This window comes from Pseudoalteromonas rubra (assembly GCF_004212645.1).
GTDB lineage: Bacteria > Pseudomonadota > Gammaproteobacteria > Enterobacterales > Alteromonadaceae > Pseudoalteromonas > Pseudoalteromonas rubra_G.
Genome location: NZ_PPUZ01000012.1, coordinates 32,028 through 48,545, shown reverse-complemented (window position 1 = coordinate 48,545; position 16,518 = coordinate 32,028). Strand labels below are relative to the sequence as shown.

Annotated in this window: 14 protein-coding genes; 4 read left to right on the top strand and 10 right to left on the bottom strand. The window is 51.1% G+C overall.

Annotated elements, in window-relative coordinates; genetic code table 11:
* Positions 1–645 carry a DUF2987 domain-containing protein gene (locus tag C3B51_RS04990; protein ID WP_240701855.1) on the top strand — a complete coding sequence of 215 codons (645 nt, stop codon included), beginning with the start codon at positions 1–3 and terminating at the stop codon, positions 643–645.
* A 61-nt stretch (positions 646–706) separates the two neighbouring features.
* Here the strand turns inward: C3B51_RS04990 and htpX are convergent, their stop codons facing one another.
* A complete protein-coding gene (htpX, locus tag C3B51_RS04985) occupies positions 707–1,567 on the bottom strand; it encodes a protease HtpX (RefSeq protein ID WP_125718929.1) in 861 nt (286 codons plus the stop codon).
* Positions 1,568–1,901: 334 nt separating this feature from the next.
* Here htpX and C3B51_RS04980 point away from each other — a divergent pair, with 334 nt between their 5' ends.
* Together C3B51_RS04980 and C3B51_RS04975 are read left to right on the top strand one after the other, a co-directional pair.
* Positions 1,902–3,797 carry a DUF294 nucleotidyltransferase-like domain-containing protein gene (locus C3B51_RS04980; protein ID WP_130244363.1) on the top strand — a complete coding sequence of 632 codons (1,896 nt, stop codon included), beginning with the start codon at positions 1,902–1,904 and terminating at the stop codon, positions 3,795–3,797.
* Positions 3,797–4,504, top strand: a complete 708-nt coding sequence (locus C3B51_RS04975; protein WP_430929833.1) for a 3'-5' exonuclease — start codon at positions 3,797–3,799, stop codon at positions 4,502–4,504. The genes C3B51_RS04980 and C3B51_RS04975 overlap by 1 nt, the downstream gene beginning before the upstream one ends.
* A 75-nt stretch (positions 4,505–4,579) precedes the next feature.
* Here the strand turns inward: C3B51_RS04975 and C3B51_RS04970 are convergent, their stop codons facing one another.
* From C3B51_RS04970 to C3B51_RS04930, 9 genes are all read right to left on the bottom strand, one after another.
* Positions 4,580–6,157, bottom strand: coding sequence for a BCCT family transporter (locus C3B51_RS04970; protein ID WP_130244361.1), 1,578 nt, complete (start codon positions 6,155–6,157; stop codon positions 4,580–4,582).
* Between the two features lie 402 nt (positions 6,158–6,559).
* Positions 6,560–7,222 carry a CoA transferase subunit B gene (locus C3B51_RS04965; protein ID WP_125718936.1) on the bottom strand — a complete coding sequence of 221 codons (663 nt, stop codon included), beginning with the start codon at positions 7,220–7,222 and terminating at the stop codon, positions 6,560–6,562.
* Positions 7,223–7,232: 10 nt separating this feature from the next.
* Positions 7,233–7,931, bottom strand: a complete 699-nt coding sequence (locus C3B51_RS04960) for a CoA transferase subunit A (protein ID WP_046003788.1) — start codon at positions 7,929–7,931, stop codon at positions 7,233–7,235.
* A gap of 35 nt (positions 7,932–7,966) precedes the next feature.
* The gene (locus C3B51_RS04955; protein ID WP_130244360.1) at positions 7,967–8,875 is read right to left on the bottom strand and encodes a hydroxymethylglutaryl-CoA lyase; all 909 of its coding nucleotides are present in this window, start codon (positions 8,873–8,875) and stop codon (positions 7,967–7,969) included.
* A 1-nt stretch (position 8,876) separates the two neighbouring features.
* On the bottom strand, positions 8,877–10,820 hold the full coding sequence (locus tag C3B51_RS04950) for an acetyl/propionyl/methylcrotonyl-CoA carboxylase subunit alpha (protein ID WP_130244359.1): 1,944 nt from the start codon (positions 10,818–10,820) through the stop codon (positions 8,877–8,879).
* 10 nt (positions 10,821–10,830) lie between these two features.
* On the bottom strand, positions 10,831–11,613 hold the full coding sequence (locus tag C3B51_RS04945; RefSeq protein ID WP_125718942.1) for an enoyl-CoA hydratase/isomerase family protein: 783 nt from the start codon (positions 11,611–11,613) through the stop codon (positions 10,831–10,833).
* A gap of 9 nt (positions 11,614–11,622) precedes the next feature.
* Positions 11,623–13,230 carry a carboxyl transferase domain-containing protein gene (locus C3B51_RS04940; protein WP_130244358.1) on the bottom strand — a complete coding sequence of 536 codons (1,608 nt, stop codon included), beginning with the start codon at positions 13,228–13,230 and terminating at the stop codon, positions 11,623–11,625.
* Between the two features lie 9 nt (positions 13,231–13,239).
* Positions 13,240–14,415: an isovaleryl-CoA dehydrogenase gene (locus tag C3B51_RS04935; protein WP_054016869.1), complete on the bottom strand. Its 1,176-nt coding sequence runs from the start codon at positions 14,413–14,415 to the stop codon at positions 13,240–13,242.
* Between the two features lie 78 nt (positions 14,416–14,493).
* On the bottom strand, positions 14,494–14,886 hold the full coding sequence (locus C3B51_RS04930) for a MerR family transcriptional regulator (RefSeq protein WP_046003794.1): 393 nt from the start codon (positions 14,884–14,886) through the stop codon (positions 14,494–14,496).
* Positions 14,887–15,282: 396 nt separating this feature from the next.
* On the opposite strand from C3B51_RS04930, the gene C3B51_RS04925 reads away from it, so the two are divergent.
* Entirely contained in the window at positions 15,283–16,461 is a 1,179-nt protein-coding gene (locus C3B51_RS04925; RefSeq protein ID WP_046003795.1) for an acetyl-CoA C-acyltransferase, read from the top strand.
* The last annotated feature ends 57 nt before the right edge of the window (positions 16,462–16,518 follow it).

Here is a 16,518-nt window from a genome sequence, read left to right as displayed (position 1 = left end):
ATGTTGGCACTTTTACTGGGGCTGGCTGGGGCTGCAAGCAGCGTGCAGGCGCAAGAAGAGTTTGTGGTTTCGTACGATGGCTTTTATGACCGCCTCAAGGTGGTTGAAAAGGGCGAGTTTGAGTTTGCCCGGGTTAATTTTTACCTGGTAGACATTGCCTCACTGGCACCGTGTCAGATCCAGTCAGGTAAAATTGTCACAGAAACCACAGAGCAGCCGCTTAATTATACTCAAGACGCGCAGCTGCTGCTGCCATTTAGTGAGAAGCTCGATAAAGACAAGGCGGTGATCGTTGCACAGCCAAAAAATCCGCAGCACGACTGTCAGATTAAGTTTCAAATTGAGTCTGCGTATTTCACTAATACACATTTGACCAAGCAACGCTTGTATCAGCTACACCACGAATTTGATGAGCTGTTGTCCGGCTTGTCTGGCTTTTTTGTCAGCAAACTCATGGGCTTTTTACTGCCACAGCAAAAGGGCGTAAAGGTAACCTTTGCCAGTGATCCTAACTTGTCAGCATCGGGTGTAAGCTGCGATAAGCAGGTGTGCCAGTTTCTGGTAACGGATGACTGGGAAAACGACACCGCACGCTTTAATACGTTAAGCGAAGTTGTATCGGTTACGCCCTGGATAGAAAAGTAGTCTGCAGTTTAATCTACAAAAAAGGCTTCGCACTGCGAAGCCTTTTCTTTTTAGTTAACAATCAACGCAGCGCCTGAATACGTTGCTCAAGCGGCGGGTGAGAGGCGAACATCTCAGACAAGCTTTTGCCTGATGCAATACCAAAGGCCATCATTGACCCTTCCAGTTGCGATTCATGGTTATGGCGCAGGCGCTCAAGGGCGGCACGCATCTTATGTGCACCCACTAAGTCAGCAGCGCCTTTGTCGGCCGCAAATTCGCGCTGACGACTGAAGTAGGCAACAATGACGGATGCCAGAATACCGAACAGGATCTGGAAAATCATATCGAAAATAATGTACGTCCAGCTCACGCCATTGTTTTCTTCGTCACCATTGAGAAAGCCATCGACCAAATTCGCCAGCACTTTGGCAATAAAAATGACAAAGGTATTGACCACACCCTGGATCAGCGTCAGTGTCACCATATCGCCGTTGGCAACGTGCGACACCTCGTGGGCCAGTACGGCTTCCGCTTCGTCCTGAGTCATATTGTGCAGTAGCCCGGTACTGACCGCGACCAGACTGTTGTTTTTACTCGGGCCCGTTGCAAAGGCGTTGATTTCAGGGCTGTCGTAAATGGCCACTTCGGGCATCGCAATCCCCACTTGTTTGGCCTGATTGGCAACGGTTTGCACCAGCCAGTGTTCGCTTTCATTACGGGGTTGCTCAATGACATAAGCACCCGTTGATTTTTTCGCTATCCACTTCGACATAAACAGCGAAATAAAAGCACCACCAAAACCGAATACACCGGCAATCAGTAACATGCCGCCATAACTGCGGTTAGACAGACCTAACGCAGACATGACGATAGACAGAACAATCCCCAGCACCAGCATGACTGCCAGGTTGGTGATTAAAAATAGCACGATTCGTTTCATCTTAACCTCAAGCTTATACTCAACTTATTGTTTGCCGAGCGCCCAAACCAACACGGTTTGTACGGCCGGACTCTTTATACTTGCGTACGTTTGCCTACAGCGCCGTGCGGGATCCATTTCCTTCAACACGACGTTTTATCATAGGCTTAGTTGCAGTATTGTCAGCTTCCAAAGCACGCTGTGAATATGATGGCAAACGACCATTATTACAAGTCATACGGTAAAAAATTAGTGTGACAAAATATACTCAGAGCAAGCCGACTCAGGTGCTTCCCTTGCGTTCATCTGCGCAATTACCCACAATAGTCATAATCAGGGTCATAAAACGGTCATTATGCAAATAGAACACTTTGAGATCATGCAGTTTTTATCTGCACATCCGCCATTTAACGATTTACCCGAAGATGCGCTCAAACAACTTGCCAGTGAGGTTGAGGTTGGCTATTACCGTGCACGCAGTGAAATACTGCATTACGGAGAATCGATTGCTAATTTATATGTGGTGCGCGCCGGCTCTGTGGAGGTATATCGTCGCAATGGTGAGCTCTATAACCGCATTTCTGAAGGGGGCTTGTTTGGTCAGCGCGGCTTGCTGATGAACCGCAAAGTACGTTTTCCGGTGATGGCCTTGGAAGACACCCTGGTTTACTGTATTCCCGTGGCCTTGTTTGAAGCATTTTGTGATGAACACGAGGCATTTGCGGACTTTTTTGAGGCCGACGACAGTGGCGGTTTGATCCAGGCGGTGTCGGATCAGGCCGACAGCAACGACCTGACCACGGCCAAAGTCAGAACCCTGTTACTGCGCGAGCTGGTGTCGGTAGAGCTGACCCGTTCAATCCGTGATGCGGCAAAACTAATGACCGAAGAGCAGGTATCTGCCTTGCTGGTGTACGATCCAAGCAAACCGGTCAGTGACGATCCTGAGGATGATGACGGTCAAATTGTCGGGATCCTGAGCGATAAAGACCTGCGAATTAAAGTGGTGGCGGAGGGCTTAGACACCAACCAGCCGGTTGCCACTATCATGACCCGGGAGCTGACCATAGTCGACTCCAATGCCTATGTGTTTGAGGCCATGATGATGATGCTCAGAGACAATCTGCATCATTTGCCTGTGGTGCATAAACGTCGTCCCATTGGTGTGATTGCCCTGTCGGATATTTTGCGCTATGAGTCTCAGAGCAGCTTATTGTTTGTTAAAGGGATCATGGAGCAGCAAAGCGTTGAGGACCTGGCGCACTACGCGCAATCGCTGGCCAGTGTGTTTGTGCGTCTGGTGAACGAAGATGCTAACTCACACATGGTGGGCACGGCTATGTCGGTCATTGGCCGTACCATCAAGCAGCGCTTACTGGAGCTGGCAGAAGATAAATTGGGTGAACCGCCGGTGCCTTACTGCTTTATCGCATTGGGCTCAATGGCACGGGATGAGCAGCTTATCGTGACCGATCAGGACAATGCTTTAATTTTGGATGATGCGTTTGAGGCCGACAAACATGACAGCTACTTCGCCGCGCTGGCCAAGTTTGTCTGTGACGGCCTGGCACAATGCGGCTATAAGCTCTGTGACGGGGGCATTATGGCGACCAACCCGCAGTGGCGTCTAAGTGCCAGTGACTGGCAGGCTCAGTTTGAAGACTGGATGGATAACCCCAAACCGGAAGCCTTGTTACACAGCTCTATTTTCTTCGACCTGGATGGGGTGTTTGGTCGTACCCAGCTGGCCAGCCGCTTAAGTGAGTTGGTGGCAAAGAAAGCGAAGATCACGCCACGGTTTTTAGCTGCCATGGCCAGTAACTCACTGCGCAGAACTCCGCCGCTGGGCTTTTTTAAAGACTTTGTACTGGAGCAGGACGGAGAGCATAAGCACTCGCTGAATATTAAGCGCCGCGGTACCGCGCCACTGTCTGATTTGGTGCGTGTGCATGCCCTGGCCATCGGCTCGCGTAAACAAAACTCGTTTGAGCGCCTGGAGGACATTAAAGAGGCGAAGTTATTACCACCGGGTAAAGTAGAGGATTTAGAGGCGGCGCTGGAGTATATTGCCATGATCCGTATTCGCCATCAGGCCCGGCAAATAGAGCAGGGTAAACAGCCCGACAACAATATTTTGCCAAAACGGCTATCTGAGTTTGAACAGCGCAATCTCAAAGAAGCATTTGCGGTACTGGACAAAGCGCAAAGCTACCTCAAGATCCGCTACCAGAACAAGGCGATACTCAAGTAATGGCAATGCAAGGCGACATTTTATCCTGGCCTAACCGGTTCGCCCACTTAGCGCGGCAAAGTAGTGATGAGCGGCTCAGGGCATTTTATACCGCGGGCGTACAGGCGCCCGACACGCCAGTGTCTCAGGCTCAGTTCGTGGCGTTGGATTTTGAAACCACTGGACTGAATTATGAAACCGATGACATTGTCAGCGTCGGTCTGGTGCCCTTTGACGCGCGAAGAGCCTATTGCCGCGACGCCAGGCATTGGATCTTAAAACCTGCTACACCACTGCACAAAGAGTCGGTAGTAGTGCATCAGATAACTCATTCGCAGGTCAGTGAAGCGCCCGATCTGGACGCCATACTGGAAGAGCTGCTGACTTGCCTGGAAGGCAAGGTCATTGTGGTTCATTACCGCCATATTGAGCGGCCGTTCTTTAATCAGGCGCTAATGCAACGGCTGGGCGAGGGGATTGAATTTCCGCTGATTGATACCATGGCGCTGGAGCATCGCATTGAAACCAACCGGCTTACGCTTTGGCAGCGGATAAAACGCCAGCCGATCCCGTCTATTCGCCTGGCCGACAGCCGCAAACGTTATGGTCTGCCTTACTATGTGGCGCATCATGCACTCAGTGATGCCCTGGCGACGGCTGAGTTGTTTCAGGCACAACTTCAGCATCACTACTCGCAGCATACAGACATTAAGTCGCTGTGGATGTGAGCAAGCAGAAACAAAAATGGCATGTTGAGAAACATGCCATTTTCAATCCTTATCCTGTTACAGATATACCTTTATTTAAGACTTGGTTTGCTCCGTGCGCAACCCGAGGATCAGGCTCAGACACATCAGCAGCAGTACGACCGTAAATGGCAGACCGGTTGAGATGGCACCCGCCTGCAAGGCTTGTATGGCCTCCGTGCCGCCGATCCACAGCAGCGCCGCAGCGATAGCACCTTCTACGGTGGCCCAGAACACCCGTTGCGGAATAGGAGCATCAATTTTACCGCCGGCCGTAATGCTGTCTATGACCAGAGAGCCGGAATCCGACGAGGTGATAAAGAACACCAGCACCAATACGATGGCGACAAATGACAAGAGATCGCCCAGTGGTAGTTGTTCAAACATTTCAAACATGGCCAGCGGCACCTGCGTCAGGCCATTTTCGCCCAGTGCACCCACGCCAGATTTCACCTGATCTATAGCGATGCCACCGTACACTGACATCCACAAGGTGGTGACTAAAGTCGGGATCAGCAGCACAGCAATGATAAACTCACGAATCGTGCGGCCCTCAGAAACGCGTGCGATAAACATACCAACAAACGGTGACCAGGAGATCCACCAGGCCCAGTAAAACACAGTCCAGCCCTGGAACCAGGCTTCGTCGTCACGCCCGTGTGGGTTACTCAGTGGAATGATGTTCTCCACATAGGCCATAATGGTGGTGGGAATATTACCAAGCGCCACGGCAAAGCCGGCCAGCATGACAAACAGCAGCAGCGCAAAAGCGATCAGCATATTGGTGTTACTGAGCACTTTAACGCCCCCTTCAATGCCACGCACCACAGAAATGATGGCCAGCAAAGTGACGCCCACGATCACCATGATCTGTAGCCCGAGACCTGCTTCTATGCCAAACACATGTTGGATCCCGGCGCTGGCTTGCTGTGCACCCAGACCAAGCGAGGTCGCCAGGCCAAATAAGGTGGCCAGTACCGCCAGAATATCTATGATATGACCCGGCCAGCCCCAGGCTCTGTCGCCTAACAGAGGATAGAAAATAGACCGAATAGACAGCGGCAGGCCTTTGTTAAAGGCAAAGAAAGCCAGAGAGAGCGCGACAACGGCGTAAATCGCCCAGGGGTGCAAGCCCCAGTGGTACATAGTGGCGCCCATGGCCATTTCCGCGGCTTCAGGTGTATTGGGTACGACATTCAGCGGGGTTTTAAACCAGCCGGTGTAATAGGCCACCGGCTCGGCAACGCCCCAGAACATCAGCCCGATCCCCATACCCGCGGCGAACAGCATGGCCAGCCAGGAGAGGGTGGTGTACTGAGGTTTGGCCGCGTCGCCACCAAGGCGGATTTTACCGTAGGGAGAGAGCACCAGCGCCAGGCAAAACAGCACAAAGAAGTTGCCCGACCACATAAAGACGGCATCAAACGCGCCGATGATTTTCCACTTCAGGCCATCCAGTGTCGCCTTTGCCGATTCCGCGTCGCTGACCAGGATTGCAATTAGAAATAATAAGATCAGGCCTGCACTCACGCCAAAAACCGGGTTGTGAACATCAAACCCCCATTTTTGTACGTTGTCCTGGCCCACCGTATAGTCAGTATTATCGATACTATACTTATCGTGATTGTCTGCCATTGTTACCTCATAGTTGAGAAATGAAATGGCAAAGTTGTAACACCCGGCTTTGATGCAAACTGCATGCGATGGGTTTATGTTAGTTACAGCGGTAATGGGCACGCCAATGGTTTGCCATTACAATCGACTTCTTATCGTCCAAAAGACGTTTCGATGTAATTAAGATAAACCGACCAAAACGGGGTATATGTACCACCTTGCCGAAAAAGTCTTAGTTTATAAGTGTAAGCGCTAGAATATAAAAGTAAATGAATGGGCTATTAACTGAATAAAATCGCACCAATTACGGGTAAAACAGGTAAAAAAAATCCCTCTTGCGAGGGATTTTGGGTAACTCAGCGCCTTTGGCACTGGGAATGAGGTCGGTACATAGTTGGTGTTTTCGTGTCAGACCGTGTTTATTTAGCTGGCAAACTGCATTTCAGGAATATCGCCATCGACGATAAGTTTGCCCGCAGTTTTGCTGATAATTTCGTCTACACTAACACCCGGTGCGCGCTCTAGCAAATGGAACGCGCCATCTTTCACTTCAAGCACAGCTAAATCTGTGACGATCTTTTTCACACAGTTCACGCCGGTCAGCGGCAGAGTACAAGACTCCAGTAACTTTGAATCGCCGTGCTTGCTGGCATGAGTCATGGTCACCACGATGTTTTGTGCACCTGCAACTAAATCCATCGCGCCACCCATGCCTTTGATTAACTTTTTCGGGATCATCCAGGAGGCAATATTGCCATGCTGATCCACTTCAAATGCACCCAGTACCGTCAAGTCTACATGACCACCGCGGATCATGGCAAAGCTTTCGGCGCTATTAAAAATAGCCGCACCTGTGGCTGCTGTCACGGTTTCTTTACCCGCATTGATCATATCAGCATCGACCTGGTCCTCTGTTGGGTAAGGACCCATACCTAAAAGACCATTTTCAGATTGCAGCATTACCTCGATACCCTGAGGCACGTAGTTGGCAACCAGAGTAGGGATACCAATGCCCAGATTAACGTAATAACCGTCCTGAAGCTCCTGCGCCACGCGCATTGCAATTTGTTCACGATTTAAAGCCATGGTGATCTCCTTACTTACGGGTTGTGACACGTTCGATGCGTTTTTCAAAGCTACCCTGAATTACGCGATTAACATAGATCCCCGGTGTGTGGATCTCGCTCGGTGCCAGCTCGCCCGGCTCGACGATTTCTTCGACCTCGGCAACGGTAATTTTACCCGCCGTTGCAGCCATAGGGTTGAAATTCATCGCAGTGTGGCGGAATACCAGGTTGCCATAGCGATCAGCCTTCCAGGCTTTAACGATGGCGAATTCGCCAGTGATAGACTCTTCAAGAATGTAAGGACGGCCATCGAATTCTTTGACTTCTTTACCCTCGGCAACTGGGGTGCCATAGCCGGTCGCGGTATAAAAACCCGGGATACCTGCACCGCCTGCGCGCATTTTCTCAGCCAGTGTGCCCTGAGGCGTCAGTTCAACGTCGATAATGCCGTCTAGCAGCTGTTGCTCAAACAGGGCATTTTCACCCACGTAAGAGGCAATGATTTTCTTGATTTGGCGGTCATGAAGCAAAATACCCAAACCAAAGTCATCGACCCCACAGTTGTTAGAGACCACGGTCAGCTCTTTGGTTTGCTTGCGCTTAATTTCTGCAATTAACCCTTCTGGAATACCACATAATCCAAAGCCACCAGCAATAATGGTATCGCCATCTTTGAGGCCCTCCATTGCTGCTTCATAGCTTGAAACTACTTTATCGAAACCGGCCATTAGCCCACTCCTAGTTGTTCGTTGTTTTTCGGTTGTTATGACTGACAGCTGTTTTTCAGCGCCAGAGACACCTTGCTTACTGGCGCTTTATCCAGCGCCTCACAAATCTGCCAGCCTGCTTTTGCCAGTCTTTCTAAATCAATTCCACTGTCAATGCCAAGTCCTTGCAGCAAGTAAACAACATCCTCAGTGGCAACATTTCCTGACGCGCCCTTAGCATAGGGACAACCACCCAGTCCGGCAACGGCTGAATCTATGGTCGCAATGCCCATTTCCAGCGCTGCATGTATGTTTGTCAAAGCCTGGCCATAGGTATCATGAAAGTGCACGGCAAGGCGCTCAGCCGGGATATGTGACAGCAATAAGGTGAGCAACTGCTTAACCTGATTGGCTGTGCCCACCCCTATGGTGTCGCCCAGGCTGATCTCATAGCAGCCCAATGCCAATAATTGTTTACACACCGACAGCACCTGCTCTGGTGCGACCTCTCCCTGATACGGGCAGCCAACCACGCAACTTACGTAGCCTCTGACTTTGATGTTGTTTTTTTGAGCAAGCTCAACCACCGGGCGAAAGCGCTCAATACTCTCTTCAATGGAGCAGTTGATGTTTTTTTGTGTAAAGGCTTCGCTGGCAGCGGTGAAAATCGCAAACTCGTCGACCTCGTTGGCAAGCGCCAGCTCGGCACCTTTGAGGTTTGGCGTGAGGGCGCTGATCTCTACACCATCACGACGCACAAAGCCCTGGATCACATCACTTGAGTCGGCCATTTGCGGCACCCACTTGGGCGATACAAATGCCCCGGCCTCAATGTGTTTCAAACCGGCGTCGGCCAGTGCATTGACCAGCGCAATTTTCGCGTCGGTTGATACACTGGACTCATTTTGCAGGCCATCACGTGCACCAACTTCAACTATTTTGACCTGGGCTGGATAGTTCGCCATTTCAGGCCTCCTCAACAATCGCAAGCATTGCGCCGTGGCTGACCAGCTCGCCTTCGTCGAAGCAATAGCTGGTGAGCGTGCCATCAAACGGCGCATTCAAAGTGTATTCCATTTTCATTGCCTCGATGACAACCACTGGATCGCCTTTGCTCACCTGAGCACCAACGCTTTGCAGGTGTTTCACGACCGTGCCGTTTAGTGGCGCAGCCAATGGTGCTTCCTGATGTTCATGCTCGCTGATGTAGTGCTTAGATTTAAGTGCCACATCAAACTGATAAGGGCCAAACATCACTGTGATCTGCTCTTCGGTGATCACCACATCCGCCAGTAAACGCTTGCCATCCAGGTTGGCGACCAGGCTGTGACCGTCAAGACGGACATCCATCGTATGGTCGAGGTCCTGATAAAATACCTGCCACTGATTGCCACTGGCTTCGGCTACCACCAGGTGGTCGGCAAATGGCAATACCTGACGACGCGGCTGATTGAGCTTAAAGCCCGACAGCTGCCACGGCGAGGTCACTTTCTCTGCCTGCTGATGTGCCAGATAGGCCGCACTGGCCAGACAAACCAATAAGTCATTGGGCGCCTGAGATGCTGTCAGCGTCTCGGTTTGGGTGTCAATAAAGTGGGTATCCGGTGCTGTGGTACTAAATGCCGGGTGACCTGCCAGATGATGTAAGAAGGCAATATTGCTCTTCAGACCGGCCAGATGCACCTCGGCCAGTGCGCTGCGTAATTTTAATAGCGCAGTTCGACGGTCGCGACCGTGCACAATCAGCTTAGCGATCATCGGATCGTAAAAGGGGCTGATCTCGTCGCCTTGTTGTACACCGGTATCGATGCGTACACCGTCTTTGGCTTGTGGGAAACCCAGGTGAGACAATACGCCAGAGCAGGGCATAAAGTTTTCCTGCGGATCTTCGGCATAGATACGTGCTTCGAAGCTGTGGCCGCTGAGTCGGATCTCATCCTGGGTCAGTGGTAGCACTTCATTATTAGCGACGCGAATTTGCCACTCAACTAAGTCCTGATCGGTCACCATTTCCGTCACCGGGTGTTCTACTTGCAGGCGAGTGTTCATTTCCATAAAGAAGAATTCGTCACCACAGAGCAAGAACTCAACGGTACCGGCACCGCGGTAGTTGATAGCCTGGGCACAGCGCACAGCGGCTTCACCCATTTCGCGGCGCAGCTCTGCGCTAAGATCCGGGGCTGGAGCCTCTTCTATGACTTTTTGATGGCGGCGCTGCAATGAGCAGTCGCGGTCGCCCAGATACACGCAATTACCATGGCTGTCGGCAAACACTTGCACTTCAACATGGCGCGGCTTATCGACAAAACGCTCCAGCAGCACCAGGTCGTTACCAAAACTGGCTGCAGCCTCACGCTTTGCGCCTTCAAGAGCACTGATAAATTCGCTGGCTTCGCGCACTACGCGCATGCCTTTACCGCCACCACCGTAAGCGGCTTTAATCAGCACCGGGTATCCGACTTTCTCGGCTTCCTGAGCCAGAAAATCAGTATCCTGTTGTTTGCCATAATAGCCGGGCACTAAAGGCACATTGGCCTCGGCCATGATCTCTTTGGCGCGGGTTTTTGACCCCATGGCTTCAATCGAGCTGGCCAGCGGACCAATAAAGGCAATATCGGCCTGCTCACAAGCCTGGGCAAAGGCTTCGTTTTCAGACAAAAAGCCATAGCCCGGATGGATACAATCCGCACCGGCACGCTTGGCAACATCCAGAATACGCTCAGCAACCAGGTAGGAGTCTTTACTTGGCGCCGGACCTATGTGATAAGCTTCGTCTGCCTGTTGTACGTGCATGGCGTTGGCGTCAGCATCGGAGTAAACCGCCACCGTGCTCAAACCCAGGCGCTTGGCGCTGCGCATGACACGGCAGGCGATTTCGCCACGGTTGGCTATCAGAATTTTCTTTAACATAGTGTACTCCTTACTTGCTGGCCGCGTTTTGCCAGCCGGGGGCACGTTTGTCGAAAAAGGCGCTCAGGCCTTCCTGTCCTTCTTCGCTAACGCGGATCTCAGCGATCCGTTTTGCGGTGTGTGCAATCAGTGTGTCATCTATGGCATGGCCTGCCACCTCGTCTATCAGTGCCTTGGCATTTTTGACCGCCACCGGGCCATTGTTCAGCAGGGTTTCAATAAAGTGAGATTCGGCACCGGCTAAGTCTTCGGCGATTTCGTGGATAAGACCCATGCTCAGTGCTTTATCTGCAGTAAAGATCTCAGCACTGAGGAAATAGCGACGTGCCTGACGCTCACCAATGGCGCGGATCACATAAGGGCTGATGACGGCGGGAATAAGCCCCAGCTTGACTTCGCTCAGACAGAATTTAGCATCCGGGGTCGCAACGGCGATGTCACAGCAGGCGATAAGGCCCAGTGCACCACCAAATGCCGCGCCCTGAACCAGGCAGACTGTCGGGTGCGGGCTGTTTGCCAGCACTTTCATCAGTTTGGCCAGCTCCATAGAGTCAGCGACGTTCTCGTCGTAGTTATTACCAGCCATGGATTTCATCCAGGCCAGGTCGGCACCTGCAGAGAAGTGCTTGCCATTGGTTTTTAAAACCAATGCACGAATATCCAGCTCGTTGGCGTATTCAATACTTTTAATTAGCTCGGCAATGACCTCAGCATTGAAGGCATTGTGCTTTTCCGGGCGGCTAAGTTCCAAAATGGCGACTTTGCTCTTGGTGATATTTAAGGTTACTGACATAGGGCCTCCTTACATCCGGAAAATGCCGAATTTTGAATCCTGCTCTGGTGCATTGGCAGCCGCTTCAAGCGCCAGACCAAGAACGGTGCGTGTGTCGGCAGGATCGATAATGCCATCGTCCCACAAGCGCGCACTGGCGTAGTAGGGGTGGCCTTGCTTTTCGTATTGCTCGACAATGGGCTTTTTGAACTCAGCCACTTCTTCGTCGCTCATTGACTGGCCTTTGCGTGCCAGACCGTCCTGACGAACCTGTGTCAGTACGCCGGCAGCCTGCTCGCCACCCATGACCGAGATACGGGCATTGGGCCACATCCACATCATGGTGGGTTCATAGGCTCGGCCGCACATGCCGTAGTTACCGGCACCATAAGAGCCACCGATCAGCACGGTAAATTTCGGCACGTCTGCACAAGACACCGCGGTAACCATTTTAGCACCGTGTTTGGCAATGCCTTCTGCTTCGTATTTTTGACCTACCATAAAGCCGGTGATGTTCTGCAAGAACAGCAGCGGAATGTTACGCTGGGCACAGAGCTGAATAAAGTGCGCGCCTTTTTGCGCCGACTCAGAGAATAAAATCCCGTTGTTGGCGACTATCCCAACCGGATGGCCATAAATTTCGGCAAAGCCGGTAACCAGGGTTTCACCAAAGTAGCGTTTAAACTCGTCAAACTGTGAGTCGTCCACGATACGGGCGATGACTTCGCGTACGTCAAACGGTTTTTTAAGGTCCGTCCCGACGATACCGTATATCTCACGGATATCGTATCGAGGTGCTTTAAAGTCTTTCAGAACGGGGCGAACAGGACGTTGGTGATTGAGGCGGGAGACACATTGGCGGGCGATAGACAGCGCGTGCTCATCGTTTTCCGCATAATGGTCTGCAACGCCGGATACTTTGCAGTGTACATCGGCACCACCGAGATCTTCGGCGCTGACTTCCTCACCGGTTGCCGCTTTTACCAGTGGCGGGCCCGCGAGGAATATCGTCCCTTGTTCTTTTACTATGATACTTTCATCGGCCATCGCTGGCACGTACGCACCACCGGCGGTACACAGGCCCATCACCACGGCAATTTGCGGGATGCCTTTGGCAGACATACGCGCCTGGTTATAGAAAATACGGCCAAAGTGCAGTTTATCCGGGAATACTTCATCCTGCTCAGGCAGGTTTGCACCACCTGAATCAACTAAGTAAATACAGGGCAGGTGGCAACGTTCTGCAATTTCTTGTGCGCGCAGGTGCTTTTTTACTGTGAGTGGGAAATAGGTACCGCCTTTGACTGTCGCATCGTTTGCGACAATCATGCACTCAATGCCTTTTACCCGGCCAATACCGGCCACGACACCGGCGCAGGGGATATCTTGTTCATACACACCGAAGGCGGCGAACTGAGAGATCTCTAAAAAGGGAGAGCCCTCGTCAAGCAGGTGCTCAATGCGGTCACGGACAAATAGTTTGCCACGACTCTGGTGGCGAGCGATCAGTGCTTCACCGCCGCCCATAGACAATGTGGCGACCTTATCATTGAGGTCGGCAACCAGAGACGCCATAGCGTCCTGGTTTGCCTTAAACTGCGGATCATGACTATTAACAGTCGAGTTTAGTACTGTCATGCTGCCTCCTTAGCGGCTTTCGGTGAACAGCTCACGACCGATCAGCATACGGCGGATCTCAGAGGTGCCCGCGCCGATTTCATACAGTTTGGCATCACGCAGTAAGCGTCCGGTAGGATACTCATTGATGTAACCGTTACCGCCCAGCAACTGAATTGCATCGAGGGCCATTTTAGTTGCCAGCTCGGCGGCATACAGAATTGCACCTGCGGCATCTTTACGGGTGGTTTCGCCACGGTCGCAGGCTTTTGCCACTGTATAGACATAAGAGCGTGCTGCATTCATTTGCGTATACATGTCGGCGATTTTGCCCTGTACAAGCTGGAATTCACCAATAGACTGATTGAACTGCTTACGCTCGTGGATATAAGGCACAACCACATCCATACAAGCCTGCATGATCCCAAGTGGGCCACCGGCCAGTACCACACGTTCATAATCCAGACCACTCATCAGGACCTTAACGCCTTCATTATAGTTACCCAGAATATTCTCTTCAGGCACTTCACAGTTTTCAAACACCAGCTCACAGGTGTTTGAACCACGCATGCCCAGTTTGTCGAGCTTTTGAGCTGTAGAAAAGCCTGGGAAGTTTTTCTCAACGATGAATGCCGTGATACCACGCGGGCCGGCTTCTAAATCGGTTTTTGCATAGATCACAAAGACATCGGCATCCGGACCATTGGTGATCCACATTTTATTGCCGTTCAGAATAAACTTATCGCCTTTTTTCTCGGCTTTGAGTTTCATGGATACCACATCAGAGCCTGAGTTTGGCTCACTCATGGCCAGTGCGCCAATATGCTCGCCGGAGACCAGTTTAGGCAGGTACTTTTCTTTTTGTGCCTGGTTACCGTTGCGGTTGATCTGGTTTACACACAGGTTTGAGTGCGCACCATAGCTGAGTCCAATTGAGGCACTGGCACGGCTGATCTCTTCCATCGCAATAACATGTTCCAGATAGCCCATGTTGGCGCCACCAAATTCTTCCGGCACCGTGATGCCCAGCAGGCCCATGTCGCCAAACTTAGGCCACATTTCATTTGGGAAGGCATTTTCTTCGTCGGTTTTTTCTGCCAGTGGGGCGATTTCGCTGCTGGCAAAGCTGTTAACGTGGTCACGGATCATGTCCGCGGTTTCGCCCAGGCCAAAGTTAAGTTCTTTATAAAGTGATACTGTGCTCATCTGTAGTTATCCTGTGTGAGAGTTATTCTTGATTAAGCACTCGCCGCGAAACGCTTTAAGTGCTACATTGCTCAATCACTATTCATCTAAATTCTTTAATGTATCCAGACAGCGGCGCTCCGCTGTTACCAGCTCCATCAGGACCACTTTAATGTCGTCCATTTGCTGACTCAGATCGGCCTTTTTTTCTTCGATCAGTTGCAGCATAGTATGAAGCTGTTTGGCGCTTGATTTATCGGCGTCGTAAAGCTCGAACAAACGACCAGTTTCTGCCAGGGTGAAGCCTAATCGCTTACCACGCAGAATGAGTTTCAGGCGCACTTTGTCGCGCTTAGAATAAATGCGGGTCTGGCCATGGCGTTCAGGTGAAAGTAATCCCTGATCTTCATAAAACCGAATACTTCGGGTGGTAATATCAAACTCCTTGGCGAGTTCGCTGATTGAATAAGTTGGTTCTTTGTTGTCTAGCATCGTTTACGCACTTACATCAAAACTGATTTGTCCAATATAAGTGAAGTTTACGTAAAGGTAAAGTATGGCGTTTGTTTCATCCATTGGTCGCATATCGCAATCGCCCATACTGGTCTACTTTAGGTATTCGTTTAGCTTACAGAAGACCCGCTGAGGCACTCCAGATGGTACGTCACACAGCAGTATCGTCGCGTTGTCAGCGACTGAACGGCGAGGAGGACGACACATCGGAAGTCACGCCAGTGGCAACCTCGATGTGCAACTTAACTTTACACTTTCAGAGATCGCAATTTGCTTGATTTTAGATTTACGTTGGCGTAAACGTAAATATTAGGTATGCTCGACGTAAGAGATTACTAAAAGCAAGCAACTTGCTTGTAAACAGGAGTTTTTTTAATGAGTAACGAAGCTGTTGTCATTGTCGCCGCAAAACGCACCCCAATGGGTGGATTCATGGGTAGCCTGTCAGGCGCCAGTGCTACTGACTTAGGTGCAACCGCAATTAAAGCGGTGATGACCGAGACTGGCCTGTCAGATGCCAGTATTGATGAAGTGATCATGGGCTGTGTACTGCCAGCCGGTTTAGGTCAGGCGCCAGCGCGTCAGGCGATGTTACATGCGGGTCTGGCTCGTTCAACGGGCGCAACCACTATTAATAAAGTCTGCGGCTCTGGTTTGAAAGCCGCAATGTTTGCGCACGATTTGATCAAAGCAGGCAGCATTAAAAACGCCATCGCCGGTGGTATGGAAAGCATGACCAATGCACCTTACTTCATTCCTAAAGCGCGTGGTGGTATGCGTATGGGTCATGGTGAAATTAAAGATCACATGATGGCAGACGGCCTGGAAGATGCTTACGACAACAAAGCAATGGGTTGCTTCGCACAAGACACGGCCGATCAATACGGCATTACCCGTGACAACATGGACGAGTTTGCGCTGAGCTCACTGAGCAAAGCCAACGCCGCCATTGAAAACGGCAGCTTTAATAATGAAATTGCTGCGCACACCATTGCTACCCGTAAAGGTGATGTAGAAGTGGCGATTGATGAACAGCCTGGCAATGCACGCCCGGATAAAATCCCATCACTGCGTCCGGCATTCAAAAAAGATGGCACCATCACGGCAGCGAACTCGTCTTCTATCTCTGACGGTGCAGCAGCACTGGTATTGATGAGCGAATCAGAAGCGAAGCGCCATGGTTTAACACCACTGTGTAAAATTGCTGGTCACACCACCCACTCGCAGGCGCCTGCTGAGTTTACTGTTGCACCAGTAGGTGCAATGAACAAGTTACTTGAGCAAACAGGCTGGTCTAAAGACGATGTCGATCTGTGGGAGATCAACGAAGCGTTCGCTATGGTGACTATGTTGGCTATCAGCGAGCTTGGCCTGGATCAGAGCAAAGTAAACGTGAACGGTGGTGCCTGTGCACTGGGTCATCCAATCGGTGCCAGCGGTGCGCGTATTCTGGTAACGCTTATTCATGCACTGCGCAATCGCGGTTTATCGAAAGGCATTGCCTCACTGTGTATCGGTGGTGGTGAAGCGGTGGCATTAGCCGTCGAAGTTTAAGTTAAGTATAGCGCCGCAACGACAATAATTAAGCGGCGCTTTTTCGTTTTAATTGGG